Source organism: Nocardiopsis eucommiae (assembly GCF_965344335.1).
GTDB lineage: Bacteria > Actinomycetota > Actinomycetes > Streptosporangiales > Streptosporangiaceae > Nocardiopsis > Nocardiopsis eucommiae.
Map to the genome: position 1 here is coordinate 51,569 of NZ_CBDRIY010000009.1, position 25,663 is coordinate 77,231.

Consider the following 25,663-nt stretch of genomic DNA (forward strand, 5'->3'; position numbering starts at 1 on the left):
GCCGGTGCCGGGTTCGGTGTCCGGCACCGGGGGTTCTCAGTCGCGATAGCCACCGGACACGGCGGTCTGGTCCGCGTACTCCTGCGACTTGGCCAGGGCCTCCTCCACGGTCTGCTGGCCGGCGATGGCGGCGGAGATCTCCTGGGAGACGAGGGTGCCGAGGTCCTGGAACTCGGGGATGGACACGTACTGGACCCCGGTCCAGGGCTGCGGGTGCACCCCGGGCTGTTCCACGTCGACGTTGTCGATGGCGTCGTAGGTGGGACCGGCGAAGGCCTCGGCGGCCTCCTGGTACTCGGGGATGTCGTAGGTCGAGACGCGCGCGCCGGGCGGGACGCGCTCCCACCCCAGTTCCTCACCGACGAGCTGGTGGTACTCCTTGGAGGTCGCCCAGGAGACGAACTCCCACGCGGCCTCGGGGTCGGTGGAGGTGGAGGGGATCGACAGGGCCCAGGCCCACAGCCAGCCCGCGTGCTCGGTCTCCATGGTCGGCGCGGCGACGTAGCCGATGTCACCGACGACGCTGCTGGAGTCCGGGTCCTCCAGGCTGCCCGCCGCGACGGTGGAGTCGTAGAGCATGGCGGCGTCGCCCTGGGCCATGGTGGTGAGGCACTCGGTGAAGCCCGCGTTGGGGGCGCCCGACTGTCCGTGGTCGCGGACGAGGTCCACGTACGTCGTGACGGCCTCCTCCACCTCGGGTGAGTCGAGGTGGGCGTTCCAGTCCTCGTCGTACCACTGGCCGCCGTAGGTGAGGATCACCGAGTTCAGCGGCGCCAGGAGTTCGCCCCAGCCCGGCACCCCCCGCAGGCAGATCCCGGCGGTGCCGGTGTCCGGGTCGTCCAGCTCGGCCGCGAGCTCCTCGACCTCCTCCCAGGTGGGCCGCTCCGGCATGTCCAGGCCGGCCTCCTCGAAGAGGTCCTCGCGGTACATGAGGAAGGAGGACTCGCCGTAGAAGGGCGCCCCGTACATCTGGTCCTCGTGGGAGAGGGCGGAGCGGACGGTGGGGATGATGTCGTCGATCTCGTAGTCCGGATCGGCGGCGTACTCGTCGAGGCTGAGGATCCACTGGTTCTCGGCCCAGATGGGCACCTCATAGGTGCCGATGGTGACGACGTCGTACTGGCCGCCCTGGGTGGCGATGTCCTGGGTCACCCGGTCGCGGAGCTGGTTCTCGGGCAGGACCACGAACTCGACCGTGATGTCGGGGTGCGCGTCGTTGAACTCCGACGCGAGCGCCTCGATGTCCTCCATCTGCGGGTTGGAGACCGTGGCGACGGTGACGATCCGGTCGCCGTCCGCCCCGGCGCCCCCGGCCCCCGAGCAGCCGGTGGCGACCAGGGCCAGTCCGGTGGCCGCCGCCACCAGCGGCACGCCTCGCGGTGCGTTCGTGAACATGACTTCCTCCTGGGGGTAGGCAGGCGAGAACCGCGGCATCACACGCGGGGGATGGCCGTGCGGTCTCCTCCGAGCACCAGCCGCTCATATGAGCGTTGTTGCTAACACATGAGCGGCCCGGGCCTCATTTAAGTTGTGACGGGTGTCACCGGTCAACCCGTGGTGCAATAATGGGCGATACTCCGCTCATTTGAGCGTCACCACTGGAGGGCGTAGATGAAGCACGCGTTCCGACCCGCGGAACTGATCCGCGCCACCGCGGTCGCCCGCAGGTACTACCTGGCGGGCGACTCCAAGATCCGCATCGCCGAGGACTTCGGGATCAGCAGGTTCAAGGTCGCACGCATCCTGGAGGAGGCCCGCGACGTGGGGATCGTCCGCATCGAGATCGCGGAACCCACCGAGGTGGACACCGACCTCTCCCAGCGGCTGAGCACCGCCTACGGCCTCAAGCAGGCGGTGGTGGTCGCCCACGCCGGAGAGGGCGAGGCGCTGCACCGCAGCCTCGGGCGCATCGCCGCCGAGTACCTGACCGAGATCCTCGAGGAGGGCGACACCCTCGGGCTCGCCTGTTCCCGTACCCTCAACGCGATGACTCTGGCCCTGGGCGACCTGCCCCGGTGCACGGTCGTGCAGCTCACCGGCGTACTGCCCGGCGGCGTGGAGGAGAACTCGGTGGAACTCGTGCGGAGGGTGGCCAGCCTCGCGCGCGGCCCGGCCTTCCCCGTCTACGCCCCACTGGTCGTGTCGGACCCCGGCACGGCGGAGGCGCTGCGCAGCCAGCCCCAGGTGGCCGACGCCATGCAGCGCTACGGCGAACTCGACAAGGCCGTGGTCGCCATCGGTTCGTGGTCTCCCACGCTCTCCCTGGTGCGCGACGCCCTCTCCCCCGCCGAGGGGGCCGCCCTCGAACGCGAGGGCGTCCAGGCCGAGGTGTGCGCGCGCACCGTGGACGTGCACGGCACCCCCATCGCGCCGGAACTGACCTCCCGCGTCATCGCCATCACCCTGGACCAGCTCCGCGCGGTCCCCGAGGTCATCGCCGTGGCCGGGGGCTCGGGCAAGGCCCAGGCCATCCACTCCACCCTCAAGACCGGGGTGATCTCCTCACTGGTCACCGACACCACGACGGCACGCATCCTCCTCGAGTCAGCGATGAACTGACCTCCACGCACGCTTCGACCCCTCACTCACACGGAGCACACATGACGCTGGTTGCCGGAATCGACAGTTCGACCCAGTCCTGCAAGATCGTGGTCTGCGACGCCACCACCGGAAAGGTGGTGCGCGAGGGCCGCGCGCCGCACCCCGACGGAACCGAGACCGATCCCGCGCACTGGTGGACGGCGCTGACGACGGCCTCCTCGGGGCTGCTCGACGGCGTCGCGGCCGTGTCCGTGGCCGGACAGCAGCACGGCATGGTGGTGGTGGACGAGGACGGCCGGGTGGTGCGGCCCGCCCTGCTGTGGAACGACGCCCGCTCCGCCGGGGCCGCGCGCGACCTGGTCGAGGAGCTCGGCGGCCCCGGGGCCTGGGCGGACGCGGTGAGCAACGTGCCGGTGGCCAGTCTGACGGTCACCAAACTCCGCTGGCTCGCCCAGAACGAACCGGACCACGCCGCCCGGACGCGCGGGGTGATGCTCCCCCACGACTGGCTGACCTGGCGGCTGGGCGGGGCCCGCACCGCGCCGACCACCGACCGGGGCGACGCCTCGGGCACCGGGTACTGGTCGCCCTCCGAAGGCGCCTACCGCACCGACCTGCTCGTCCGCGCCTTCGGCCGCGAACTCGACCTGCCCCGGGTGGCGGCTCCCTCGGAACCGGTGGGTCACACCCCCGAGGGAGCCGTCATCGGCCCCGGCACCGGCGACAACATGGGCACCGCGCTGGGGCTGGGCCTGCGGCCCGGTGACGCCGTGGTCTCGCTCGGCACCAGCGGGACCGTGTTCGCGGCGCACGACCGGCCCGCCCACGACCCCACCGGCACCGTCTGCGGGTTCGCGGACGCCACGGGCGGGTTCCTGCCGCTGGCCTGCACCCTGAACGCGGCGCGGGTGCTCAGCGCCACCGCCGCGATGCTCGGCACCGGCCTGGCCGGGCTGGACGCCCTCGCGCTGAACGCCGAACCCGGCGCCGGCGGGGTCGTCCTGCTGCCCTACCTGGACGGGGAGCGGACCCCGGAGCTTCCGCACGCGACGGGCTCACTGCACGGACTGACGCGCGACAACATGCGTCCGGAGAACATCGCGCGCGCCGCCGTCGAGGGCATGCTCTGCGGACTGGCCGACGGCCTGGCCGCGATGACCGCGAGCGGGGTCCCGGTCGAGCGTGTCCTGCTCGTCGGCGGCGGTGCCCGGTCCGCGGCCGTGCGGGCCGTGGCGCCGCTCGTGCTGGGCGCGCCGATCGTGGTGCCGCCCGCCGCCGAGTACGTGGCCATCGGCGCGGCCCGTCAGGCCGCCTGGACCCTCGCCGGAACCGCCGAACCCCCGGTGTGGCCCCTGGGCGCGCCGGAGGAGGAGTCCAGCCACGCCCCCGACGTGGGCCTGCGGGTGCGTGAACGCTACGCCGAGCACCGCCGCGCCACCCACGGGGTCTGACCGGCCCCCGCCACGGAGCGGGGATTCGGTACCCTGTTCCGTCGCGGACCGGGCAGAACGGACACGAGTGGCGGGAGAGCACATGTCGGTCGAGGAGCGGCTGAGGGTACCCATCGGATCGGCCCCCGGCTGGTCGACGGCGCCCGACTGCCGCCGCGTGCTGGTCGTGGCGCACACCGTCACCACCCTCACGCGCCTGCTCGACATTCTCCCGCTGCTCGAGTCCGATCCCCGGATCCAGATCGTCTTCACCCGCGCGCGCACGTCCAATTTCCGCGAGGGCGTCACCGAGTTCCTCGGTGACATCGGCGCCGTCGTCGCACCATGGGAACAGGCCGTGGAGGAGGAATTCGATCTCGCCATCGCCGCGAGCCACGGCGATGACCTGCACCTGATCAGGGCTCCTCTGATCGTCTTCTCCCATGGGGCCGGGTACAATAAACTGATGAAACCGGAAACCGGAAACCGGAAACCGTGACGGATTCCCGGGAAGACGAAGCGGTGTTCGGCCTGGCCGCTCCGACTCTGCTGCGGGACGGGGAGCTGGTCCCCGCGGCCCTCGTGCTCTCCCACACCGAACAACTCGACCGGCTCCGCGCCGCCTGCCCCGAGGCGGTCGACTCCGCCGTCGTCGCCGGGGACCCCACCCACGACCGCATCCTGGCCGGACTCCCCTGGCGCGAGCGCTACCGCGACCACCTGGAGACGGGCGCGCGCAGGCTGGTCCTGGTCAGTTCCACCTGGGGGCCCACCTCCCTCCTGGGCGCGTGGCCCGGCTTCCTCGACACCCTCCTCAGCGAACTCCCCGTGGACGAGTACCGCGTGGTCCTCGCCCTGCACCCCAACGTCTGGCACGGCCACGGCGCCTGGCAGGTGCGGTCCTGGCTGGCGACGGCCGAGCGCTCCGGACTCCGCGTGCTGCCGCCCCGGCAGGGCTGGCAGGCGGCGCTGGTCGCGGCCGACCACGTGATCGGTGACCACGGTTCGGTCACCTTCTACGGCGCCGCCCGGGGCACCCACACCATGCTGGCCGCCTTCCCCCACCACGAGATGGCCGACGACTCCCCCGTCGCCGCGTTCGGCCGGGCCGCCACCCGGTTGCGCGCGGACCGGCCCCTGCTGCCCCAGATGCTCGCTGACGCCGCCGAGCACAAGCCCGACCGGTTCTCCGCCCACACCGACCTGCTCAACTCCGTGCCCGGGCGCTCCGGGCGGATCCTGCGCGCGACCCTCTACGGGTTCCTGAACCTGCCCGAGCCCGAACACGCCCCGCGCGTGCTCCCGCCGGACCCGCCGATCCCCCACCGACGCGGATGGCCCGACGCCGCGGACACGGCACCGCTGTGGTGCACGGTCCTGGAGGAGGAGGACGGGCTCCGGGTCCGTCGACTCCCCGCGGAGGCCGTCGACGCCGGACGGCTGCCGCTGGACCGGCCCCACCTGGCCGCCCACGCGGACGAGACCCAGGCCCGTTGGTTCGAGGCGGCCTGCCTCCTCCTCTGCGGCCCCGGCTCGGAGGGTCCCCGGGAGGCCGCCTCCTGGGAGCGTCTGCGGGCACGGCTGACCGACCACCCCCGCGCCCACCTGGCGGTGGCGGCGGACGGACCCGACTGTCTGGTCGTCGACCGCGACGGGGCGCGGGTACGCCTCGTGGCGGACTCCCGCCACCACCGGGCCGACCCCACCGCCGCCGCCTCCGCCTACTGGCACCTGTGGGTCGACGGACGGGCACCCGAGCGGGACCTTGCGGTGCTCCTCGGAGAGCACCGACTCGCCTTCACCGTCCACCGCCCGCGAGGCGAGTGACCCGGGGCGGGGTCAGGCGCCGATCCGTGCCCGGACCTCGGCGGCCTCCCGCACGGCCTCGGCGGCCTCGTACGCCTCCAGCGCCCGGCCCAGTTCCGCGCGGGCGGCGTCCGGGTCACGGTCCGCGACGGCGTCGGCGCGCGCCACGTACACGTCTCCGACCCGGCGCTGGTCTCCGAGCAGGCGGTGCGAGGCGACCGCCCCGTCGTACTCCTCCAGCGCCTCGTCGACCCGCCCCTGGTGCACCCTCAGGTCGGCCAGGGCCTTGTGGGTGCGGGCCCGGTTCTGGTGGTCGTCCTCTGGCAGCAGGCCCAAGGCACGGAGGATGAGCCGTTCGGCCTCCGGCAGCCGCCCGGCTCCCAGATGGGCCAGGCCCTCCTTGCGCACCATGATGTGCAGCGCCCTCGGGTCCACCGGGTCCATGCCCTCGGCGATCCGGGTCGCGGCGGCGAAGTGCCCGCTCGCGGCGTCGTACCGGCCCTCGTCCGCCTCGACGTCCGCGAGGGCGTCGAGCGCGGTGAGCCGCACGAGCGGGTGCGCGTCCTCCGCGAGTTCCAGGGCGAGTGCGGCCTCACGGCGCGCCTCTGCCCCGTTGCGGTCCCGGCGGTAGGCGATGGCCGTCTGCACGTGGAGCCGGGAGAGCCGGGCCGGTTCGAGGCGGTGGGTCCCCTCGGTCGCCCTGACCAGGGGCGCCTGGGCGTCGACCACGTCGGCGAAGGAGCCGGAGAGGAACCAGGAGGCCCACAGCACCTCGCACAGTTCGGCCGCCATCGCGTGGCGCCCGGTCTCCACGGCGTCGAGGACCACCCGGACCAGGGTGCGGCGTTCGACGGACAGCGCCCGCCGCGCCTCCTCGACCGTCGCGAAGGAGCGGGCCGCACGGGCACCGTCCGGGAAGGCGGACCAGCCGTCGAGGTCCCTCTGGAGCCAACGACCGGGCATCAGGCGCCGGTGCGCGGCGTAGGCGATCGCGTAGTAGTGGGCGAGGACGCGTTCGGGTGTGTCCCCGGCCTGTTCCGGGTCGGGAAGGAAGGTCGAGCGCATGCTCCGCGTCGGGAACCGGTACCGGGGCGGTCCCTCCCCGGCACCCCGGACCAGGACCCCCCGTTCGACCAACACGTCCAGCCGGGCGCGGACCTCGACCGGATCCGTCCCGGGGCCGAGGAGCGACACGGCCAGGTCCACGCCGAAGTCGCTGTCGGGATGCTGCGCGAGCAGGACCGCCAGCGCCCGCCGGTCCCCCGTCAGCCCGGCGAAGTCAGCGCGGTCACGCGGCTGGTGGCCGGGGACGGCCGCCGCTCCGAAGGTGTGCCGGTGCGCGGCGGCCAGCGGGTCCCCGGTTCTGAGGAGGCGTTCGGTGACGACGTCGAAGGCGTAGTCGGCGATCAGCCCGGGATTGCCCCGGGCCGCGGACACGAAGTCGGCCACCCTGACCCGGTCCCGTTCACCGTCCACGGCGATCTTGGCCTGCTGGAGGAACATCGTGGTGGCGTCCGCGTCCGACAGCCCCTGCAGTGTGACGTCCTCCCAGTCGACGTGTCTGATCCGGCGCAGGTCCTCCCGGCCCAGGGTCCTCAGATCGAACCGGTGGGAGCCGGTGACCACGGTGAGGCTGCCCGGGGAGGTCGCGAGGAAGGGAAGGGCCTCCGTGATGCTGCGGGGCGCGTCCACCATCACCGCGACCCCGCTCCGCCACCGTGCGCTCCGGTGCAGCATCTCCCACCGCCGTTCCGGGGTGGCCGGGACGTCCGCCTCCGGAACCCCCATGAGGCGGAGGAACTGCGCGACGGCCACGTCCGGGTCCTCGCGGGTGGCCGCCTCCGGCCACGGGCTCCGACGTGCTCGCGGGCGGGATCAGGGCCTCGGTCCCCCCATGTGCCATCCGCTCGGAGCGTGCCCGTGACCCCCGGGCCCCGCTGCCCTAGCGTGGGGCGCACACCCCACGCCTCCCGGTGGGCACACACGGAACGGTGAACATGAACGACACCCCGCTGCGCCGTCTGGGCGCCTCCGACCTCTGGGTCAGCCCCCTGAACCTGGGCGGAAACGTCTTCGGGTGGACCGCCGACGAGGCCGCCTCCTTCGCGATCCTGGACGCCTACCGCGCGGCGGGGGGCAACTTCCTCGACACGGCCGACTCGTACTCGGCCTGGATCGAGGGACACACCGGCGGCGAGTCCGAGGGGGTGATCGGCCGGTGGCTGGCCAGCCGGGGCACGGGCGACACGGTGATCGCGACCAAGGTCAGTCAGCACCCCCGGTTTCCCGGCCTGTCCGCCGAGAACGTCCGGGCCGCCGCCGAGGCCTCGCTCCGACGGCTCGGCGTGGAGACCATCGACCTCTACTACGCGCACTTCGAGGACCCCGACACCCCTGTGGCGGAGAGCGCCGAGGCCTTCTCCTCCCTGGTCGACGAGGGCAGGATCAGGTACGTGGGCCTGTCCAACCACGCTCCGGAGCGGGTCCGGGAGTGGCTGGCGGCCTGTGACCGGAACGGGTGGCACCGCCCGGTGTGCGTGCAGGCGCACTACAACCTCGTCGAACGCGGCGTCGAGCGGGACCTGGTGCCGGCGGCCCTGGACGAGGGACTGGCGCTGCTTCCCTACTTCGGTCTGGCGCGGGGCTTCCTCACCGGCAAGTACCGCCCGGGCTCGACGGAGGCCTCCAGCCCCCGTGCCGCCAGCGCCCGCGCCTATCTGGAGCACCCGCGAGGGGAGCGGGTCCTGTCGGCTCTGGACACGATCGCGGCCGCACGGTCGGCGGAGCCCGCGACGGTGGCCCTGGCCTGGCTGGTCGACCGCCCCGGGGTGACCTCGGTGCTCTCCAGCGCCCGTGACCTGGGACAGTTGGAGGGGCTGCTGGCCCTGGCGGACCTGCGCCTGACCGCCGAGGAGACCGAGCTCCTGGACACGGCCTCGAACTGACCCCGTCCGACCCGGGTGGGCACGCGGGCCGGAGCCCGCGTGCTCACCTGGTGGCGGCGAGCAGCTCCGCGACCAGGGCGGCGACCTGCTCCGTCTCGACGAGGAAGCCGTCGTGGCCGTGGGGTGACTCGATCACCCGCACCTGACCGGGCCGGGGCAGGTGGCGGGCGATCTCCCGCTGTTGCGAGAGCGGGTAGAGGTGGTCGCTGTCGACCCCCGCCACGAGGGTCCGCTCCGGCAGCGTGGCCAGCGCCGCCGCCACCCCTCCGCGCCCGCGTCCGACGTCGTGCCCGTTCATCGCCTCGGTGAGCAGCACGTAGCTGGCCGGGTCGAAGCGGCGGGCCAGCTTCCACGCCTGGTGGTCGAGGTAGGACTCCACGGCGTACCGCCCCTCGGCGCCGGGGTCCTCGCCCCTTTGCGCCGCCCGGCCGAAGCGCGCGTCGAACTCGCCCGCTCCTCGGTACGTGACGTGGGCGATCCGGCGCGCCACCCCGAGACCGTCCACCGGTGTGCGGCCGGTGGAGTGGTAGTCGCCACCGAACCAGTCCGGGTCCGCTCGTACGGCGTGCAGCTGCGGGGCGGCCCAGGCGATCTGCCAGGCCGTCGTGGCGGCGGGGCAGGCCAGGACCAGCGCGCCGCGCACCCGCTCGGGAAGGGTGATGGCCCACTCCAGGGCGCGCATCCCTCCCATGGAGCCGCCGAGTACCGCCGCCCACGCGTCCACGCCGAGCGCGTCGGCGAGCGCCTCCTCCGCGCGGACGGTGTCGCGCAGGGTGATCCGGGGGAACCGGCTCCCCCACGGACGACCGTCGGGGGCGTCGGACGACGGTCCGGTACTGCCCTGGCAGCCGCCCAGGACGTTGGGGGCCACCACCAGGTAGCGGTCGGTGTCCAGGGCGCGTCCGGGGCCGACGATCCCCTCCCACCAACCGGGGCTGGGGTGACCGGGTTCGGCTGGCCCGGCCAGGTGGGCGTCGCCGGTGAGGGCGTGCAGGACCAGCACCGCGTTGGTTCCCTCGGGGTTGAGGCGCCCCCAGGTCTGGTAGGCCAGGCGGACCTCGGGCAGGTGTTCCCCCGACTCCAGTTCCAGGGGTCGGTCCCATCGGACCCAGCGACGTCGGCCGACCGGGTCGCCCTCGCGCCAGCCGCCCCGGGCGGGCCTGGGCGCGGCCGGAACACGCGGGTCGGGGTCCGGCCCGTCCTGGCGCGGACGGGCCGGACCCACCGGTCGCGGACGACCGGTCACTGGTGCGCCTTGGCGGCGCGGAAACCGAGTTCGAGGTCGGCACGCAGGTCGTCGACGTGTTCCAGGCCCACCGCCAGGCGCACCAGACCGGGGGTGACCCCGGCGCTGGCCTGTTCTTCGGGGGCGAGCTGGCTGTGGGTGGTGCTGGCCGGGTGCACGATGAGGCTGCGCACGTCTCCGATGTTGACGAGCTGGCTGAACAGCTCGGTGCCGTCGACGAAGGCCCGTCCGGCGTCCACTCCCCCGCGCAGTTCGAAGGACAGGACCGCTCCCGCACCACGGGGCAGGTACTTCTGGGCCAGCGCGTGGTGGGGGCTGGAGGGCAGGCCCGCGTAGTGGACGCGCTCGACCTCGTCCCGTCCCTCCAGCCACGCGGCGAGCGCCCGGGTGTTGCCGACGTGGCGGTCGATCCGCAGTGAGAGGGTCTCGACGCCCTGCAGCACCAGGAAGGAGTTGAACGGGGCGATGGCGGCGCCGGTGTCGCGCAGCAGCTGGACGCGGAGCTTGGCGGCGTACGCGCCGGGGCCGAGCGCCTCCCAGTACCTGAGCCCGTGGTAGCTGGGATCGGGCTCCACGAAGCCGGGGAAGCGGTCCCCGTGCGCGCCGAAGTCGAAGCTGCCCGCGTCCACGACCACCCCGGCCACGGTGGTGCCGTGGCCGCCGAGGTACTTGGTGGCGGAGTGCACGACGACGTCGGCGCCGAAGTCGATGGGACGCAGCAGGTAGGGGGTGGGCACGGTGTTGTCCACGATCAGCGGGACGCCGCTCTCGTGGGCGGCGTCGGCCACCGCACGCACGTCCAGAACATGGCCGCCGGGGTTCGCGAGGGTCTCGGCGAAGTAGAGCCTCGTCTCGGGCCGGGTGGCGGCGCGCCACGACTCGGGGTCGTCCTGGTCCTCGACGAAGGTCACCTGGACGCCGAGCTTGGGGAGCGTGTGGTGGAGGAGGTTGTAGGTACCGCCGTAGAGCAGCGAGCTGGAGACCAGGTGGTCACCGGCGCCGACCAGGTTGAGCAGTGCCGAGGTGACGGCGGCCGAACCGGAGGCGAAGGCGACCGCCGCCACGCCGCCCTCCAGGGCGGCGACGCGCTGTTCGAGGACGTCCTGGGTGGGGTTGCCGATGCGGGTGTAGATGTTGCCCGGCTCGGCCAGGCTGAACAGGTCCGCGCCGTGCTGGCTGTCGCGGAAGACGTACGAGGCGGTCTGGTAGATCGGGGTGGCCCGCGCGAGGGTCGCCGGATCGGGCTCGGCCCCGGCGTGGATCTGCTGGGTCTCGAAGGACCAGGACCTGATCCGGGTGGTGTCGGTGCTCAACGAACGCCCCTTTGCACATAAAGCCGACTGGAAAAGTAGGGAATCAGAGCGAGGCTAGCACTCCCCCACCAGCCCTGGCCAGGGATCAGCCGAACCCTCCCCGCGCGCGGGTGGTACCGACCGATTCAGGTGGTTTCACTTAGGGTGATCGTGCGACTCCGACGGGGCACCGCGCCCGTCCCTCAACACCACGGGAGACGACACGACATGAGCACCGACCTTCCCGACGGCCCGGGTGACGACCCGGGCTCCTTCGACGAGTTCCTCGCGCGGTTCCTCAGCGGGTCCCGGGGGCCCGTCCGCCGCGTCGACCTCTCCAAGCTGATGGATCCCGAGGCGCAGAGGGTGGCCGACTCCGCGGTCCGGCGCACGCTGGAGAACGGCGGGGCCGACGTCGACTCCGTCCACCTGCTGTGGTCGCTCCTGCGCTACCCGCCGATCCGCGAGCTGCTGGGCCGGATCGACATCGACCTGGCCTCGCTGGAGGACGTGGTCGACCAGGCCGTCGCCCAGACGCCCCGGGCCGCGCGGGGCGCCTCCCCACGGCTCACACCGGCCGCCAAGCGCGCCTTCCTCGACTCCCTCCAGATCGCCCGCGCCACCGGCAGCACGAGCATCAGCCCCGCGCACCTGCTGTTCGCGCTGGCGGTCAACCCCGGTGCGCCGGTCGGGCAGCTCCTGCGCGACTCCGGGGTCACACCGCAGTCGCTCCAGAAGGCCGCCGGAGCGGTGCCGGTGAGCGAACAGGGCGAGAGCGCGCCCTCCGACACGCCGCAGCTGGACGAGTTCGGCACCGACATGACCGCGCTCGCGCGGGAGGGGCGCCTGGACCCGGTGATCGGCCGCGAGGACGAGGTCGAACAGTGCATCGAGGTGCTGGCGCGACGGCGCAAGAACAACCCGGTGCTCATCGGTGACCCGGGTGTGGGCAAGACCGCCATCGTGGAGGGCATCGCCCAGCGCATCTTCGACGACGACGTCCCGGAGACCCTGCGGGGACGGAGGCTGGTCCAGCTCGACCTGGCCGGAATCGTCGCGGGCACCCGGTACCGGGGGGACTTCGAGGAACGCCTCAACGCCATCGTGGACGAGATCCGCGCGCGGTCGGACGAGCTTCTGATCTTCATCGACGAGATCCACACCCTGGTCGGGGCGGGCGCGTCCGAGGGCTCGACCAGCGCCGGGAACATGCTCAAACCCGCGCTGGCGCGGGGTGAACTGCACATCATCGGCGCGACCACCGTCGACGAGTACCGCAAGAACATCGAGAAGGACGCGGCCCTGGAGCGCCGGTTCCAGCCGATCCAGGTGCCCGAGCCCTCCGTCCAGGACACCGTCGAGATCCTGCGCGGCCTCCGGGACCGCTACGAGGCGCACCACCAGGTGAGGTTCAGCGACGACAGCCTGGTCGCGGCGGCGGAGCTCTCCGACCGCTACGTCACCGACCGGTTCCTGCCGGACAAGGCCATCGACCTCGTCGACCAGGCCGGGGCCCGGGTCCGGCTGCGCCTGAAGACCTCCAGCTCGGCCCTGCGGGACCTGGAACGCAAGCTCAAGGACCTGGAGGAACGCAAGGAACGGGCGGTGCAGGAGGAGGACTACGAGCGCGCCTCCGCGCTGCGCGACGAGATCAACGCGTCCAGGAGCGACGTGCACCAGGCGCGCGGCACCGGGTCGGCGGTGCCCGAGGTGGGCCCGGCCGACATCGCGGAGGTGGTCTCGCGCAGCACCGGCATCCCGGTGGCCCAGCTGACCCAGGAGGAGCGGGACCGGCTGGTCAACCTGGAGGAGGTGCTGCACGACCGCGTGATCGGCCAGAACGAGGCGGTCACCGCCGTCTCGGAGGCGATCCGCCGCAACCGGGCCGGACTGGGGGACCCGGACCGGCCCGTGGGCAGCTTCCTGTTCCTGGGGCCGACCGGTGTGGGCAAGACGGAGCTGGCCCGGGCCCTGGCGGAGGCGCTGTTCGGTTCCGAGGAGGCCATGGTCCGGATCGACATGAGCGAGTTCCAGGAACGGCACACCACCAGCAGGCTCACGGGGGCGCCGCCCGGGTTCGTGGGCTACGAGGAGGCGGGGCAGCTGACCGAGGCGGTCCGCCGGCACCCGTACTCGGTGCTGCTGCTCGACGAGATCGAGAAGGCCCACCCCGACGTGTTCAACCTGTTGTTGCAGCTCCTGGACGACGGTCGGCTCACCGACGGCCAGGGCCGGACCGTGGACTTCCGGAACACGGTGGTCATCATGACCAGCAACCTGGGATCGGAGGCCATCACCGGCGGCGGCCCGATGGGCTTCACCTCGGACGGACAGATGGACCCCGACACGGAGCGCCGGGTGATGCGCCGCCTGAAGGAGGAGTTCCGCCCGGAGTTCCTGAACCGGGTGGACGAGATCATCGTCTTCAAGCAGCTGGGTGAGGACGAGATCCGGCAGATCACGACGCTGATGCTGGAGGGGACCGAGGGGCGCCTGCGCGCCCAGGACATCCAGGTGCGCTTCACCGACGAGGCGATCGACTGGCTGTCCCGCCGCGGCTACCAGCCCGAGTTCGGTGCCCGCCCACTGGCCCGGACCATCCAGCGCAACGTCGGCAACCGGCTCTCCCGCATGGTGCTGGACCGCCAGGTGCTGCCCGGCGACCAGGTGGTGGTCGACGTGGACGGTGAGGACCAGCTGAGCGTGTCCACCGTTCCACCGAGCTGACGCACCGGGTCCCGGGGGTCGCGCCCCGGGACCCGGCTCTCAGCCGGTCAGGCGGAGAGGCCGCTGGTGCGGATCTGGTCGCGGATCCACTCCCCCGCGGGCTTGAGCGAGTCGGTGCCGGTGAACGGCCCGCCCGCGTCGCAGGTGCCGGGCTCGAAGACCGCGCCGGAGCGGAAGTCGTCCGAGAAGTTCCAGTTCACCCAGCTGATCTGCTCCTCGGCCATGAAGTCGAGGTAGGCCTGGGCGGAGGCGAAGTCGTTGGGACCGTCGCCGGTGTGCTCCTGGGTGCCGAACTCGGTCACGAACAGGGGCAGCTCCTGTGCGGCCGCACGGAACACGTCGAAGTGCACGCCGTCGTGCGAGGCGGCGTAGAAGTGGTAGACGTACATGATGTTGTCGGCGTCCACCGGGTCGGCGACGATCTCGGAGTGGTCCGAGCCCTCCGAGACGCCCAGTGAGGACCAGGCGCGGGTGCCCACGAGCACGACCGCCTCGGGGTCCTGCGCCCGGATCACCGGGATGACCTCCTCCGAGTAGCCCTTCACCGCGTTCCAGGAGACCCCGTTGGGTTCGTTGGCGATCTCGTAGAGGACGTTGTCCTTGTCGGCGTGCTCGGCGGCGATCTCGGCGAAGAACTCCTTCGCGCGGTCCGTGTTGTGGTTGGGGTCTCCGGGCGTGAGCATGTGCCAGTCGACGATCACGTAGAGGCCGCGCGCGGTGCCCTCCTCGATGAGCTCGTGCACCCGGTCGGTGAAGCCGCGCGGGTCGGTCTCGTAACCGCCCTCCTGGATGTACATGGACACCCGCAGCACGTCGGCACGCCAGTCCTGCGCCAACGCGTCCAGCGAGGCGTCCGTCAGACACTGGTCGTACCACTGGAGCCCGTGCGAACTCATGCCGGTGAGCTGGACCGGCTGGCCGTTCTCGTCGCAGAGTTTGAGGCCGCACACCTGGAGCTGCCCGTGTTCGTCGACGGCGTTGAGCGCGGTCTCGTCGGAGACGGGGGTGGCCTCGTCCGTGGAGCCGCCCGGGAACAGGGCGGCTCCCATCAGGAGCGCTCCCAGAGCGGTGATCCCGAGGGTCCTGAAGGGGTGTCTGCGGGGGGTGGAGCGGTGACGCGCCATGGAGGACCTCCAGCGGGGTGCGGACCGGCGCCACGCGAGGGGGTTCACGCGACCGGTATCCGGAAGGAGTGTTACCTGAAGAAGCTAGGCTTCGGTCGCTCAGGCGTCAAGAGTGGTGACCCATGGTGATCACGGACTCCGGGGAGCACCCGGTCGGGCACTCCCCGGAGCGGCCGCTCAGGCGGGTTCGGGCTGCGGCTCGGGGCCCGGCGGCTCGGGAACCGGCATGGGCCGCTCCGGCTCCGGTTCCGGAACCGGGGTCGGGTCCGGGCTCGGCTCCGGCGGCACGGGCTCGGGCGGCATCGGGGCCGGGGGGAAGGGGTCCGGCGGCATGGGGTCGGGTTGGCGCAGTGTCGGGGCGGGGTTCTCGCTCATGGGGTGTCCTCCTCGTTCCGTTGGGAGATCCGTTCGACTCGGGAACGCTGGTTCATCCGACGGCCCGCCCGCTCGTTGAGCACCGTGACGGCGCCGACCAGGCGTCCCAGCCTGCTCTGACCCGCCTCCGAGCCGGGGCGCTCCTCCACGTCCCCGGGCGCGTCGGGCAGCAGACGGCCGACCAACCGCATCGCACCCTGGGTGAGTCCTGGCGCCACACCGTGCGCCGCCATGCCCGCCCGGGCCATCGGGGAGATCACGAGGAAGCCCCGACGACCGGCCGTGGCACGCACGACGCGCCGGGCCGCGTGTTCGGCGCTCACGCTCACCAGGGGGAGCCCGGCGGCCAGCGCGAACCACGCGTACTCGCGTTCGGGGTCCCCGGTGAAGACCACACCCCGGTGGGACCCGGTCCGCATGAGCCCGGGCACCACGGTGGTCACCCGCACGCCGGTGCCGGCGGTCTCCGCCGCCATGCCCTCCGAGAGCGCCGCCCAGGCGTGCTTGGCCGTGGAGTAGGGCAGCATGTGCGGCACGGACAGGTAGGCGCCGATCGAGGTGATGTTGACGATGGTGCCCCGGGTGGGACGCAGGCGGTCCACCGCAGCGCGGGACAGGTGGAACGGCCCCCAGAACATGACGTCCATGGCCTGCCGGAAGTGGTCGTCCGAGAGGGTCTCCTGCGGACCGACCCGCATGATCCCGGCCGAGTTCACCACCACGTCCAGCCGCCCGAAGTGGCGTTCGGCCTCGTCCAGCAGGTCCTCGATCGCGTCCGGGTCGGTGACGTCGCAGACCACACCGTGTGCCCGCACGCCCCGGCCGGAGAGCTCGGCGACCGCGCGGTCCAGGCCCTCCCTGCCGCGCGCGCAGATCACCACGGAGGCCCCGCCGAACCCGAACTCACGGGCCAGCTGGAGGCCGAGCCCCCGGGAGCCGCCGGTGATCAGCACGACCTTGCCGTTCATCAGCCCCGAACGGCGACGCTCGGACAGCGCGGAGGCGGCGACGCCGAGAGCGGCCCCGGCCGCGCCCCAGAGCAGGAGTTCCCCGGGGTTGCGGGGTTCGGGTTCGGGGGCCCGCCCGCGGTGGGACCACGCCCACCGGAGCCCGGCCAGCGCGAGGGGCACCTTCCAGCCGCTCACCGTGCGACCTCGCGGTCAGCGGGCGTGTGCTGGGCCTGCGGCATGTGCTCCCCTGTTCGTCGGATGCGGCGGGGGGATGTGGGAGTGCGGTACCCGACATGGGTCGGTCGAAAACGACGGCTGGGAAGAGATGGGTGAATCCGGGAGTCCTCGTTGGTCAGCACAGGACGAAGTCACCCCGCGGACCGCGCAGGTCGGCCTCCAGCAGGGGCCGCGGCCCCCAGCGGAGGTCCAGGTCGACACCCAACGCGCCCAGGGCGGGCCGCAGCGACTCCGGGTCGGGGTGCTCCGCGCGCAGGGCCAGCAGTTCGAGCGCGGGCAGGTCCCCCAGGCCGGGCTGCGGGGTCCGTTCCCAGTCGATGAGGAAGGGCACCGGCGCCGGATAGGTGTCGGGCTCCCGCTTGGCCAGGAGCCACCGCAGCACCGTCCCGTCCGGAGTGGTCCTGGACCACGGTTCCACGTCTCCGGGGTCGTGGCCGACCTGACGGGCCCGTTCCACGACGGTCCCCAGGTCGTCGTCGACGCGCACGGCGAAGGTCGCCAACCGCGGACGGTCCAGGTCGGCCAGTCCGAAGACGGTCACCGGCCCCTCCTGCTCGGGGTCGGGCCCGACGATCTCCAGGTAGTGGGGCGCGCGCCGACCGTCCACGGTCAGCGCCACGAGGGCGTTGGCCGACCCCACCGGATGGGAGCCGCCGCGTGCGGGCGTGACCCCGCTCCGCTGGGCGAAGTCGGTGACCGCCTCCGCGAGATCGGGCACCGCGTACACGAGGTGGTCCAGCGTGCCGGGGAAACTCATCCGGCCCTCCCCGTCGGAACGACCTTGACCTCAACCAAACTTCAGCTCCTAACGTGGTGGCCCAAGGAGGAAACCATGAGCATCATCTGGGCCTATCTGTACGAACACCCCGGGACGGACCCCGAGGCCGACCGCACCGAGCTCGACCGTGAAGGTCAGCGTTCGATCCTGGTGCCCGTACCCGACCAGGCGTCGGCCCCCGCCGTCGCCGCGACCCTCGCCGCCCGGGGAGCGGGACTGATCGAACTCTGCGGGGGGTTCAGCCTGGAGGCCGCGGCCCGCGTACGCGCGAACGTACCCGACCACGTGGCCGTGGGCCACGTGGTCTTCTCGGCCGAGTCCCTCAGGTCAGCCGCGGACTTCGGCTAGCACTCCGCGTACACGTACCCGGGGTGCCCGGGCTCGACCAGGTCGAGGTCGCGCAGCACGAACCTGGACGGCACATCGGGATTCTCGCACTCCACGTCGAAGTTGGTCCCGGCGTCGTCCAGGTCCCCCGGATACTCGACGGCGATCACGTCGCTGCCGTAGACCTCCGTGTAGGCGGGACACTCCGCCCACGCCGCGCAGGACTCGGTGACCGCGAAGTCGAACCCGGCCTCGTCCCTGGCCCGCTGGGCCACCTCGGCCGCGTTCTTCTGCCCGGTGTCGAGCCCGTCCTCGTGTGCCAGCGCGACGATCTCCTCGGCCAGCGCCAGGTTGTCGTCCACGGTCAATGCGTCGCCGGATCTCAGGTAGGAATCCAGGTTGTCGAACTCCACGGCGTCGAACCCCGCCTCGGAGCAGCGGTCGATCGTCTCCCCAAGAACCTGCGCGATCCGCCCCCGCTTGGTGTCCGTGGAGGTGTCCAGGAGCATCTCGTCCGGCCATCCCGGATCCGCGACCGGTTCCCCGTCCTCGTCCAGCAGCACCAGATCGGCGTCGAGCCAGGACTCCGACGCCCCGGGCTGGGTCTGGAACCCGTTGACGTAACAGACGGAGTAGATCCCCGGTGCGGGTTCGGCCGTGGAGTCACGCACCACGGTGGTGACCCCGTCCGGAGGCGGGTAGGCGCCGCCCAGCTGGTAGTCGATCCCGCCCTCCGGCAGAACGTCCTCTCCGCCCAGTACGCCACACCCCGCCAGCAGCAGGGAGAGCCCCGCCACCCCAGCACACCCGACCGCCCACGAAAGCCCCCATCCGTTCAACCGACCCAGTCAATCAGCACTCCCCCGCACCGGGGGCAGCCGGGTGGGGTGGGTACGTCCGCGTGCGCGGGGCTCCCACGGGGCCGGTCAGCGCAGGACGAACTCTCCCTTGGGTCCGCGCAGTCGCGTCTCCAGCAGCGGCTCGGGCCCCGCCCCCAGTTCCAGGTCCACGCCCAGCGCCGTGAGGGCCGGGGACAGGGAGTCGGGGTCGGGGTGTTCGGCGCGTAGGCCCAGGAGTTCGAGCGCGGGCAGGTCGCCCAGGCCGGGCTGCGGGGTCCGCCCCCAGTCGATGAGGAACGGCACCGGCGCCGGGTAGGCGTCCGGTTCCCGTTTGGCGAGCAGCCAGCGCAGGACCGTTCCGTCCGGGGTGGTGCGCGACCAGGGTTCGACGTCGCCGGGGTCGTGTCCGACCCTGCGGACCCGCTCCACGGCGGTCGCCAGGCCGTCCTCGACCCGGACGGCGAAGGTGGCCAGGTGGGGCCGCTCCAGGTGGGCCAGACCGAACACGGGTACCGGCCCAGATCCCTCCCGATGAGGGTCGGGCCCGACGATCTCCAGGTAGTGGGGCGCTCGTTCTCCGTTCACGGTCAGCGCCACCAGGGCGTTGGCCGATCCCACCGGGTGCACGCCGCCCGGCGCCGGTGCGACCCCGGTGCGTTCGACGAAGTCCGCCGCCCCCGTGGCGAGGTCGGGCACGGCGTACACGAGGTGGTCGAGCCTGCTCGGGAAACTCATCGAACCCTCTCCTTCTCGGCCGGGCGCTCCGGCTCTCCCAACGACAGCATGAGCCGGTTGGCCCAGTTGAAGAAGGACGCGCTGTTGACGACGTCCCCGATCTCGCTGTCCGAGAGCCCGTTGGCGCGCAGTTCCTCCACGTGCTCGGCCCCGAACCCGACCGGGGTGCGCGACAAGGCCACCGCCGCGCGCACGATCGCGTTCCACAGCGCGTCGCCGGTGTCGGTCTCCACGCCCTCCGCGAGCAGCCGCTCGACGTCCTCGCCGCGTGCTGCCAGGCGGGTGGCGAACCGGGCGTGCACGGAGGCGCAGAAGACGCAGCCGTTGAACCGGGAGGCGGCGGTGGCGGCGAGTTCGCGTTCGGCGCGGGACAGCCCTCCCTCGGTGTTGTGGAAGATGTCGAAGTCGGTGCGGGTGCGCGCTTCCAGGGCGTCCGGGTCGCGGACCAGCAGCGCGAAGTACGGCATCCTGGCGCGCGTCTCGTTGACGAGGGCCTCGCGGTGGCGCGGGGTGAGCTCCTCCTCGGTGAGCGGTGCGAGCCAGGGCAGCCAACCCACCTGGTCGCTGGTGAAGTGCTCGGGACGGTGGGCGTGCGGCTGTTCGGTGACGGTTCGGCTCACGATCGGGTGTCCTCGGTTCGCTGTGAAAGGACCTCCAGGCCGTGCACGAGCCGGATCTGGAAGGCCAGGAAGGAGACGAGCTGGGAGAGGGTGACGATGTCGGTGGTGGTCCAACCGGCGTCGACGAGGCGGCCCAGGTCGGCGGGCTCGGCCTCCCGGGGGCGGAAGACGAGCAGGTGGGCGTGGTCCAGGGCCGAGGCGGTCGCCGCGCCGAGCACCGGCCGGTCGGCCTCGGGTGTGCGGTACCGAGGCCCGTCGGTGGACTCGTTGACCAAGCCGAGCTCACGGTACCGGCCGTGGGTCCGCTGGTCGCGGCCCGTTCGGTGAGTGCGGACACCACGCGGACGCCCTCCTCTCCCGCGTGGTCGGCGGCCAGTCGTGTGTAGTGCTCGGTGAGCAGCGAAGCCCGGTGAAGTCCGGCGACGAAGGCCGCGACAAGGAACCGGGTGGCCCGGGGGACGCCGCCGGGATCGGCGGGTTCGAGAAGGCTCTCGTAGCTGCGCTGGGCGTTGGTCCTGGCCTCGGGTCTGGTGGCCCGGACGCCGTCCAGGACACTCCCCGGAGCGATGCCGAGGAGCCGGTCGACGAGGTCGTCCGCCATGGTGATCTCCCTGCCTGGTGGGCGGTTCGGTGGACAGTGTGGGCGTGGGTGATGTGACGTGGGAGGGGGAGCGTGGTGCGTCGGGTGCCGCCATCCGGTACCGGACCGTGCGCTGGAGCGGTGCCGGGCGAGGGCCCCGGCTACACGGCCGCGATCAGGGACGCCGGGTCCGGGGTCCAGCCGAGCTCGGGGGCGACCTCGGCCGCGATGAGCTCGATGGAGCGCAGGACGTACTCGTGCGGCGGGTCCACCGAGTGAACCTGGAAGGACAGGTGGGTCGCGCGTTGGAGGGCGGTGTCCCGGGACAGAGACTCCAGAACGTCCTCGGGTGTTCCGACGTGTGCGTCGAAGGTCGCCAGCAGTTCCTCGATCGGCAGCCGGTCGACCTCGTCGCCGAGCACGGACCGGGCGAACCCGGCGCTCCGGTAACCCCGCTCGGCCAGGCGCAGGGCCTCCTCCCGGTCGTCGGCGACGAACAGGGTGCGCGCCACGCTCACCCGGGGTTCGGCCCCCGGCGCGAGGTTGTCCAGGTAGGCGTCGATGACGGGGTTCTGGATGTCCCACAGCGGCGTGTCCGGCGCGTCCACGGGCGGCGGCTGGGTGCGGGAGAGCAGCAGGCCGTCGCCGCGCTCGGCCGCCGCCACCGCGAGCGGGGCGGAGAAGGTCGCCAGCCAGAGGCGGTCCAGGAGCTCGGGCCGGGCCGGGTGGAGCCGGTTCGGTCCGTCCCCGAAGGGCTCTCCCGACAGTGCCGCCAGCACGGTGGCGCGCTTGCGGGCGAAGACCTCGCGCCGCCGCTCGAACTCCACCCCGAAGCTCGGGAAGGCGGACGGGGTCCCGCCGGAGCTGAACCCCAGCTCCAGGCGCCCGCCGGAGAGCAGGTCGAGCACGGCCGCGTCCTCGGCCGACCGCACCGGGTCCTCCAGGGTCAGGGTGACGACTCCGGTGCCGAGCCGGATGCGCTCGGTCCGCGCGGCGGCCTGGGCCAGGAACACCAGCGGCGACGGGAGTCCGCCCTCGTCGCCGTCGAAGTGGTGCTGGGCGACCCAGGCGCTGTCGAAACCGAAGGCCTCGGCGTGCCGGATCTGTTCGGTCGCCGAACGGTAGCGCTCCTGCGGGGACCCGTCGTCCAGGACACGGGTGAAGAAACCAAGCTGCTTGGACACTGTTCTCTGCTCTCTTCTCTGGTCTCCGCACCGCGCGGACGCCCGTGGCTGGTCCGCGTGGTCAACGGTCGGTGGTCGGCCAGCTGCCGCCGTACCCGTAGCCGTCACTGGGCGGACGGCTGTCGCCGTGCGGCCGGTCGGGCGGCCGCGGTGGCGCGCTTCCCGGGGATGGCCTCGATGAGGCTCCTGGTGTAGTCGTGCCCGGGTGAGGCGAAGACCTCCCCGGTCGGGCCCGACTCCATGACCCTGCCCTCGCTCATCACCGTCAGGGTGTGCGACAGGCGGCGCACCACCGCGAGGTCGTGCGAGATGAACAGGTAGGTGAGCCCGAGCTCGTCCTGGAGCTCTTCGAGCAGGTCGAGGATCTGTGCCTGGACGGTGACGTCCAACGCGGAGACCGGTTCGTCGAGCACCACCACCTCGGGGCGCAGCACCAGGGCGCGCGCGATGGCGACGCGCTGGCGCTGGCCACCGGAGAGCTCCCGGGGGCGGCGCCGCAGGGCCGTGGCGGGCAGTGCGACCCGGTCGAGGAACTCGGCGACGGTGGCCGCCCGCTCGCTCCGGTCCCCGATGCCGTAGTTCAGCAGGGGTTCGGTGACGATGGCCTCCACGCTCTGTCGGGGATCGAGCGAACCGAACGGGTTCTGGTAGACCATCTGCAACCGCCCGCGCAGGTTCCGCAGGTCCCGTCCCCTCAGGGCGCCCACGTCCTGACCGCTCACCGCCACGGTGCCGGAGGTGGGGCGGCGGAATCCCATGACGGCGCGGGCCGTGGTGGTCTTGCCCGAACCGGACTCCCCCACGATCGCGTGGGTGGTTCCGGAGGCCACGGTGAACGACACCTCGTCCACGGCCCGGAAGCGGCGCCGCCGGGGGCCGAACTCCTGGACCAGGTCACGGACCTCGATGGCAGGGACCTCGTTGGCCGGGACCTCGTTGGCCGGGACCTGGATACCCGAGGCCTGGAGAGCCGAGGCCCGGTCTTCGCGGACGCGGTCGGCGTGGGCCCGGCACGAGCGGGAGCGATCCGTGTCGGCCGCGACCTCCCCGGCCCCGTTCGCGCTGGTGCGGGCCTCGCGGACGCGGGCCGGGTCCGGGGTTCCGCGTCCCGCCCCGGCCAGCGAGGGGGCGTCGTTCAGGAGCTGTCGGGTGTAGTCGCTGGCCGGACGGGTCAGGACGGTGCCCGTGGGCCCGCTCTCCTGGACTCGGCCGTCCTTGAGCACCACCACCCGGTCGGCTCGGTCCGCTGCCACGGCGAGGTCGTGGGTGACCAGCAGGACGGCGGTGCCGTCCTCGCTCCGCAGCTCGTCGAGCAGATCGAGGATGGTCTTCTGCACCGTGACGTCCAGGGCGCTGGTCGCCTCGTCCGCGATGACGAGCTCCGGCCGCAGGGCCACCGCGCTGGCGATGAGGACACGCTGGCGCATGCCGCCGGAGAGCTCGTGCGGGTACTGACGGGCGCGCAGCGCGGGGTCGGGGATACCGACGCGCTCCAGGAGTTCGAGTACACGGGCCCTGATCCGGCGCCGGTCGGCCCACCGATGGATGCGCAGCACCTCGGCGAGGCCGTCGCCGACACGCTTGACCGGGTTGAGGGAGTTGTTGGGGTCCTGCGGGACGAGCCCCACCCGGCTGCCGCGCACCGACTCCAGCCTCCGGTCGCTCCAGCCGGTGATGTCGACACCGTTGAGCACCACGCTCCCCCCGGTGACACGACCGTTCTCCGGCAGGAGGCCGACCACCGCCTGGGCCGTGGTGGTCTTGCCCGAACCGGACTCCCCGACCACGGCGACGACCTCACCGGGGCCGATCTCCAGGGAGACGCCGTGCACCACCCGGGTCCGGGTGCCCCGGCTGGTGTAGGAAACACGGAGGTCGCTGACGGACAGGACCGGTGTGGCGCCGTCCCGCCCCGGGTGTTCCCCGGCACGGTCTGCGGTGCTGGTCCCGGGGGGCCCGGACCAGGTCTCGCTCTGGGCCCCGGAAGCGCCCTGGAGCGGGGAACCGGACCGGGGCCGAGACTCCGTCCGGTCCTGGGAGCCGCCCCGGGTCCGGGATCCGGTGCCGCTCTGGGGTTGGGTGTGGGTCATGCTCGCCCCCGTCGTGCGATCGAGGCACTGATCCGGTTCGCGGCCAGCACGACCGCGACGACGACCAGGCCGGGGAGTGTGGTCAGCCACCAGGCGGTGGCCACGTAGTCGCGCCCCTCCGCGATCATCAGCCCCCACTCCGGAGTGGGCGGCGGAGCGCCGTACCCGAGGAAGCCCAGGGTGGAGATGGCCAGGATGGCCGTACCGAACTGGAGGGCGGCGAGCGCGGCCACCGCCGTCATGGAGTTGGGCAGCACGTGCCGCCACAGGACCGTGTGGAACCGGCCGCCGCTGGCGTAGGCCGCCTCCACGTAGTCCGTGCCGCGCACCCGGACCACCTCCGAGCGCGCCAACCGGGCGAAGGCCGCGACGCTGGCCACACCCACCGCGAAGGCGATCTGCGCGGTGCCGAAGCCGAGCACGATGACCACGCTCAGGGACAGCAGCAGCGAGGGCACGGCCAGCAGGACGTCCACCACGCGCATCAGGGCGTCCTCGACCAGCCCGCCCACGGCGCCCGCGACCGCGCCGAGCAGGGTGCCCAGCACCAGGCCGACGGTGACCGCGACCAGGGCGCCGGAGAGCGAGTGGACCGAACCGTGCACCACCCGGGAGAACACGTCGCGGCCGGTGGCGTCGGTGCCGAACCAGTACTGGGCGCTGGGCTCCTGGAGGGCGTCGGCGGCCTCTCCGGTGACCGGACTGGCCGAGGTGAAGAACCCCGGCACCAGCGCCCAGGCCACCACCGACAGGATGACCAGGCAGGACAGGAGAGTGCTGATCTCCAGGCGGAGCGGGCGGCGCCACCGGCTGGGGCGGTCCGGGGTCGGGTCCGGAGCCGAGGCCGGGGCGGTCTCCGCGGCGCTGTGGCCGACGGAGGGGGTGAGGTTCATACGGAGGCTCCCGACTTGTTCCTCAGTCGCGGGTCCAGCACGGGGTAGAGCAGGTCCACGACCAGGTTGACCAGGACGAAGACGGTCGCGGCGAGCAGAACCACGGCTTGGAGGACGGCCACGTCCTGGTTGCTGACCGCCTGCTCGGTGAGGCGGCCGATCCCGGCCCGGCCGAACACGGTCTCGGTGACCACGGCGCCGCCGATGAGCTCACCGAACAGCACACCGGCCATGGTGAGGGTCGGCAGGAGCGCGTTCTTGGCGACGTTGCGCCACAGCACCCAGTGGCGGCTGGCGCCCTTGGCCCGCACCACGGTGACGAAGGGCTGCGTGTACACCTCGTCGATGCTGCGGGTGAGGATCTGGGCCAGGGGCGCGGAGATCGGCACGGCCAGGGTGAGCACCGGCAGGACCAGCCCCTGCACCGGGCCTGGGTTGATCACCGGGACCAGGCCGAGTCGGAAGGAGAACACCTGGATGAGCAGGATGCCGAGCCAGAAGACCGGGACCGACACGAACAGCGACGGCAGTGACCGCAGGAGTCCGCGAATCCAGGCCAGCCGGGGATAGGTGGACAGGAAGGCCACGGCCGTCGCCAGGACCAGCGCCGTGACGAACCCGAGGAGGGCGAGCTGGAAGGTACCGGGCAGAGCCTCGGCGATCAGGTGGCGCACGGCGGTGCCGCTCTGGACGGAGTGTCCGAAGTCGCCGCTCAGGAACCCGAGCAGGGTGTGCGCGTACTGCTGGTGGGCGGGGACGTCGACCCCGTAGGTCGCGCGCAGGGCGGCGATCTGCTCGGGCGACAGGCCGAGCTCGGGGTTCTCGAACCGGATCATGACGGCGTCGCCGGGCATGGCCTGGAGCAGCACGAACGCCGCTGTGAACGCGGCGAGCAACACCACCACGGCCTGCCCGACCCGTCGGAGTACGTAGCTCATCCGACC

At 72.5% G+C, this 25,663-nt stretch carries 23 protein-coding genes; 7 read left to right on the plus strand and 16 right to left on the minus strand.

All coding sequences use genetic code 11. The features are described 5' to 3' along the window. Window positions 1-36: 36 nt before the first annotated feature. Window positions 37-1,395, minus strand: coding sequence for an ABC transporter substrate-binding protein (locus ACRWK8_RS07580; protein WP_378741823.1), 1,359 nt, complete (start codon window positions 1,393-1,395; stop codon window positions 37-39). A 216-nt stretch (window positions 1,396-1,611) separates the two neighbouring features. Between ACRWK8_RS07580 and ACRWK8_RS07585 the strand changes: the two genes are divergently transcribed. From ACRWK8_RS07585 to ACRWK8_RS07600, 4 genes are all read left to right on the plus strand, one after another. Further along, window positions 1,612-2,559, plus strand: a complete 948-nt coding sequence (locus ACRWK8_RS07585) for a sugar-binding transcriptional regulator (protein ID WP_378741825.1) — start codon at window positions 1,612-1,614, stop codon at window positions 2,557-2,559. A gap of 41 nt (window positions 2,560-2,600) precedes the next feature. Further along, the gene (xylB, locus tag ACRWK8_RS07590) at window positions 2,601-3,992 is read left to right on the plus strand and encodes a xylulokinase (protein ID WP_378741827.1); all 1,392 of its coding nucleotides are present in this window, start codon (window positions 2,601-2,603) and stop codon (window positions 3,990-3,992) included. Window positions 3,993-4,074: 82 nt separating this feature from the next. Continuing rightward, window positions 4,075-4,470 carry a hypothetical protein gene (locus ACRWK8_RS07595; protein ID WP_431869180.1) on the plus strand — a complete coding sequence of 132 codons (396 nt, stop codon included), beginning with the start codon at window positions 4,075-4,077 and terminating at the stop codon, window positions 4,468-4,470. Then, window positions 4,467-5,798 (plus strand): hypothetical protein, encoded by a 1,332-nt coding sequence (locus ACRWK8_RS07600; protein WP_431869182.1) that lies wholly within the window; start codon window positions 4,467-4,469, stop codon window positions 5,796-5,798. The genes ACRWK8_RS07595 and ACRWK8_RS07600 overlap by 4 nt, the downstream gene beginning before the upstream one ends. 12 nt (window positions 5,799-5,810) lie before the next feature. Here ACRWK8_RS07600 and ACRWK8_RS07605 read toward each other — a convergent pair whose 3' ends face one another. Beyond that, complete coding sequence (locus ACRWK8_RS07605) at window positions 5,811-7,592, minus strand: tetratricopeptide repeat protein (protein WP_378741833.1); 1,782 nt, start codon at window positions 7,590-7,592, stop codon at window positions 5,811-5,813. A gap of 182 nt (window positions 7,593-7,774) precedes the next feature. Here ACRWK8_RS07605 and ACRWK8_RS07610 point away from each other — a divergent pair, with 182 nt between their 5' ends. Then, a complete protein-coding gene (locus tag ACRWK8_RS07610) occupies window positions 7,775-8,722 on the plus strand; it encodes an aldo/keto reductase (protein ID WP_378741835.1) in 948 nt (315 codons plus the stop codon). 43 nt (window positions 8,723-8,765) lie between these two features. Here the strand turns inward: ACRWK8_RS07610 and metX are convergent, their stop codons facing one another. Continuing rightward, window positions 8,766-9,947, minus strand: coding sequence for a homoserine O-acetyltransferase MetX (metX, locus tag ACRWK8_RS07615; protein WP_431869327.1), 1,182 nt, complete (start codon window positions 9,945-9,947; stop codon window positions 8,766-8,768). A gap of 17 nt (window positions 9,948-9,964) precedes the next feature. Then, window positions 9,965-11,281 (minus strand): bifunctional o-acetylhomoserine/o-acetylserine sulfhydrylase, encoded by a 1,317-nt coding sequence (locus ACRWK8_RS07620; protein WP_431869185.1) that lies wholly within the window; start codon window positions 11,279-11,281, stop codon window positions 9,965-9,967. A gap of 207 nt (window positions 11,282-11,488) precedes the next feature. Between ACRWK8_RS07620 and ACRWK8_RS07625 the strand changes: the two genes are divergently transcribed. Beyond that, on the plus strand, window positions 11,489-13,987 hold the full coding sequence (locus ACRWK8_RS07625; RefSeq protein WP_378741839.1) for an ATP-dependent Clp protease ATP-binding subunit: 2,499 nt from the start codon (window positions 11,489-11,491) through the stop codon (window positions 13,985-13,987). Between the two features lie 47 nt (window positions 13,988-14,034). Here the strand turns inward: ACRWK8_RS07625 and ACRWK8_RS07630 are convergent, their stop codons facing one another. From ACRWK8_RS07630 to ACRWK8_RS07645, 4 genes are all read right to left on the minus strand, one after another. After that, on the minus strand, window positions 14,035-15,111 hold the full coding sequence (locus tag ACRWK8_RS07630) for a glycoside hydrolase family 5 protein (protein WP_431869187.1): 1,077 nt from the start codon (window positions 15,109-15,111) through the stop codon (window positions 14,035-14,037). A gap of 177 nt (window positions 15,112-15,288) precedes the next feature. Next, window positions 15,289-15,486, minus strand: a complete 198-nt coding sequence (locus tag ACRWK8_RS07635) for a hypothetical protein (protein ID WP_378741843.1) — start codon at window positions 15,484-15,486, stop codon at window positions 15,289-15,291. Further along, a complete protein-coding gene (locus ACRWK8_RS07640) occupies window positions 15,483-16,631 on the minus strand; it encodes an SDR family NAD(P)-dependent oxidoreductase (RefSeq protein WP_431869190.1) in 1,149 nt (382 codons plus the stop codon). Before ACRWK8_RS07640 ends, ACRWK8_RS07635 begins: the two co-directional genes overlap by 4 nt. Window positions 16,632-16,788: 157 nt before the next feature. Continuing rightward, a complete protein-coding gene (locus ACRWK8_RS07645) occupies window positions 16,789-17,430 on the minus strand; it encodes a VOC family protein (RefSeq protein ID WP_431869192.1) in 642 nt (213 codons plus the stop codon). A 75-nt stretch (window positions 17,431-17,505) separates the two neighbouring features. Between ACRWK8_RS07645 and ACRWK8_RS07650 the strand changes: the two genes are divergently transcribed. Further along, window positions 17,506-17,799, plus strand: a complete 294-nt coding sequence (locus tag ACRWK8_RS07650; RefSeq protein ID WP_378741850.1) for a DUF6506 family protein — start codon at window positions 17,506-17,508, stop codon at window positions 17,797-17,799. Here the strand turns inward: ACRWK8_RS07650 and ACRWK8_RS07655 are convergent. From ACRWK8_RS07655 to ACRWK8_RS07690, 8 genes are all read right to left on the minus strand, one after another. Beyond that, window positions 17,796-18,575, minus strand: a complete 780-nt coding sequence (locus ACRWK8_RS07655; protein ID WP_431869195.1) for an endo alpha-1,4 polygalactosaminidase — start codon at window positions 18,573-18,575, stop codon at window positions 17,796-17,798. The genes ACRWK8_RS07650 and ACRWK8_RS07655 overlap by 4 nt on opposite strands. A gap of 129 nt (window positions 18,576-18,704) precedes the next feature. Next, complete coding sequence (locus ACRWK8_RS07660) at window positions 18,705-19,352, minus strand: VOC family protein (protein WP_431869197.1); 648 nt, start codon at window positions 19,350-19,352, stop codon at window positions 18,705-18,707. Continuing rightward, complete coding sequence (locus ACRWK8_RS07665; protein WP_378741858.1) at window positions 19,349-19,972, minus strand: alkylhydroperoxidase domain protein; 624 nt, start codon at window positions 19,970-19,972, stop codon at window positions 19,349-19,351. Before ACRWK8_RS07665 ends, ACRWK8_RS07660 begins: the two co-directional genes overlap by 4 nt. Continuing rightward, entirely contained in the window at window positions 19,969-20,247 is a 279-nt protein-coding gene (locus ACRWK8_RS07670; protein ID WP_431869199.1) for a hypothetical protein, read from the minus strand. The genes ACRWK8_RS07665 and ACRWK8_RS07670 overlap by 4 nt, the downstream gene beginning before the upstream one ends. A gap of 466 nt (window positions 20,248-20,713) precedes the next feature. Further along, window positions 20,714-21,736: a putative FMN-dependent luciferase-like monooxygenase gene (locus ACRWK8_RS07675; protein WP_431869201.1), complete on the minus strand. Its 1,023-nt coding sequence runs from the start codon at window positions 21,734-21,736 to the stop codon at window positions 20,714-20,716. Window positions 21,737-21,840: 104 nt separating this feature from the next. After that, window positions 21,841-23,826, minus strand: coding sequence for a dipeptide ABC transporter ATP-binding protein (locus ACRWK8_RS07680; protein ID WP_431869203.1), 1,986 nt, complete (start codon window positions 23,824-23,826; stop codon window positions 21,841-21,843). After that, window positions 23,823-24,719: an ABC transporter permease gene (locus ACRWK8_RS07685; RefSeq protein WP_431869205.1), complete on the minus strand. Its 897-nt coding sequence runs from the start codon at window positions 24,717-24,719 to the stop codon at window positions 23,823-23,825. The genes ACRWK8_RS07680 and ACRWK8_RS07685 overlap by 4 nt, the downstream gene beginning before the upstream one ends. Further along, the gene (locus tag ACRWK8_RS07690; protein WP_431869207.1) at window positions 24,716-25,657 is read right to left on the minus strand and encodes an ABC transporter permease; all 942 of its coding nucleotides are present in this window, start codon (window positions 25,655-25,657) and stop codon (window positions 24,716-24,718) included. Before ACRWK8_RS07690 ends, ACRWK8_RS07685 begins: the two co-directional genes overlap by 4 nt. Window positions 25,658-25,663: the final 6 nt, after the last annotated feature.

Excerpts from the sequence above, each read along its gene's own strand:
- ACRWK8_RS07580 (WP_378741823.1), bottom strand. The coding sequence starts at position 1,395 with ATGTTCACGAACGCACCGCGAGGCGTGCCGCTGGTGGCGGCGGCCACC.
- ACRWK8_RS07645 (WP_431869192.1), bottom strand. The coding sequence starts at position 17,430 with ATGAGTTTCCCCGGCACGCTGGACCACCTCGTGTACGCGGTGCCCGAT.
- ACRWK8_RS07680 (WP_431869203.1), bottom strand. The coding sequence starts at position 23,826 with ATGACCCACACCCAACCCCAGAGCGGCACCGGATCCCGGACCCGGGGC.
- ACRWK8_RS07650 (WP_378741850.1), top strand. The coding sequence starts at position 17,506 with ATGAGCATCATCTGGGCCTATCTGTACGAACACCCCGGGACGGACCCC.
- xylB (WP_378741827.1), top strand. The coding sequence starts at position 2,601 with ATGACGCTGGTTGCCGGAATCGACAGTTCGACCCAGTCCTGCAAGATC.
- ACRWK8_RS07690 (WP_431869207.1), bottom strand. The coding sequence starts at position 25,657 with ATGAGCTACGTACTCCGACGGGTCGGGCAGGCCGTGGTGGTGTTGCTC.
- ACRWK8_RS07630 (WP_431869187.1), bottom strand. The coding sequence starts at position 15,111 with ATGGCGCGTCACCGCTCCACCCCCCGCAGACACCCCTTCAGGACCCTC.
- ACRWK8_RS07610 (WP_378741835.1), top strand. The coding sequence starts at position 7,775 with ATGAACGACACCCCGCTGCGCCGTCTGGGCGCCTCCGACCTCTGGGTC.
- ACRWK8_RS07685 (WP_431869205.1), bottom strand. The coding sequence starts at position 24,719 with ATGAACCTCACCCCCTCCGTCGGCCACAGCGCCGCGGAGACCGCCCCG.
- ACRWK8_RS07635 (WP_378741843.1), bottom strand. The coding sequence starts at position 15,486 with ATGAGCGAGAACCCCGCCCCGACACTGCGCCAACCCGACCCCATGCCG.
- ACRWK8_RS07595 (WP_431869180.1), top strand. The coding sequence starts at position 4,075 with ATGTCGGTCGAGGAGCGGCTGAGGGTACCCATCGGATCGGCCCCCGGC.
- ACRWK8_RS07625 (WP_378741839.1), top strand. The coding sequence starts at position 11,489 with ATGAGCACCGACCTTCCCGACGGCCCGGGTGACGACCCGGGCTCCTTC.
- ACRWK8_RS07585 (WP_378741825.1), top strand. The coding sequence starts at position 1,612 with ATGAAGCACGCGTTCCGACCCGCGGAACTGATCCGCGCCACCGCGGTC.
- ACRWK8_RS07660 (WP_431869197.1), bottom strand. The coding sequence starts at position 19,352 with ATGAGTTTCCCGAGCAGGCTCGACCACCTCGTGTACGCCGTGCCCGAC.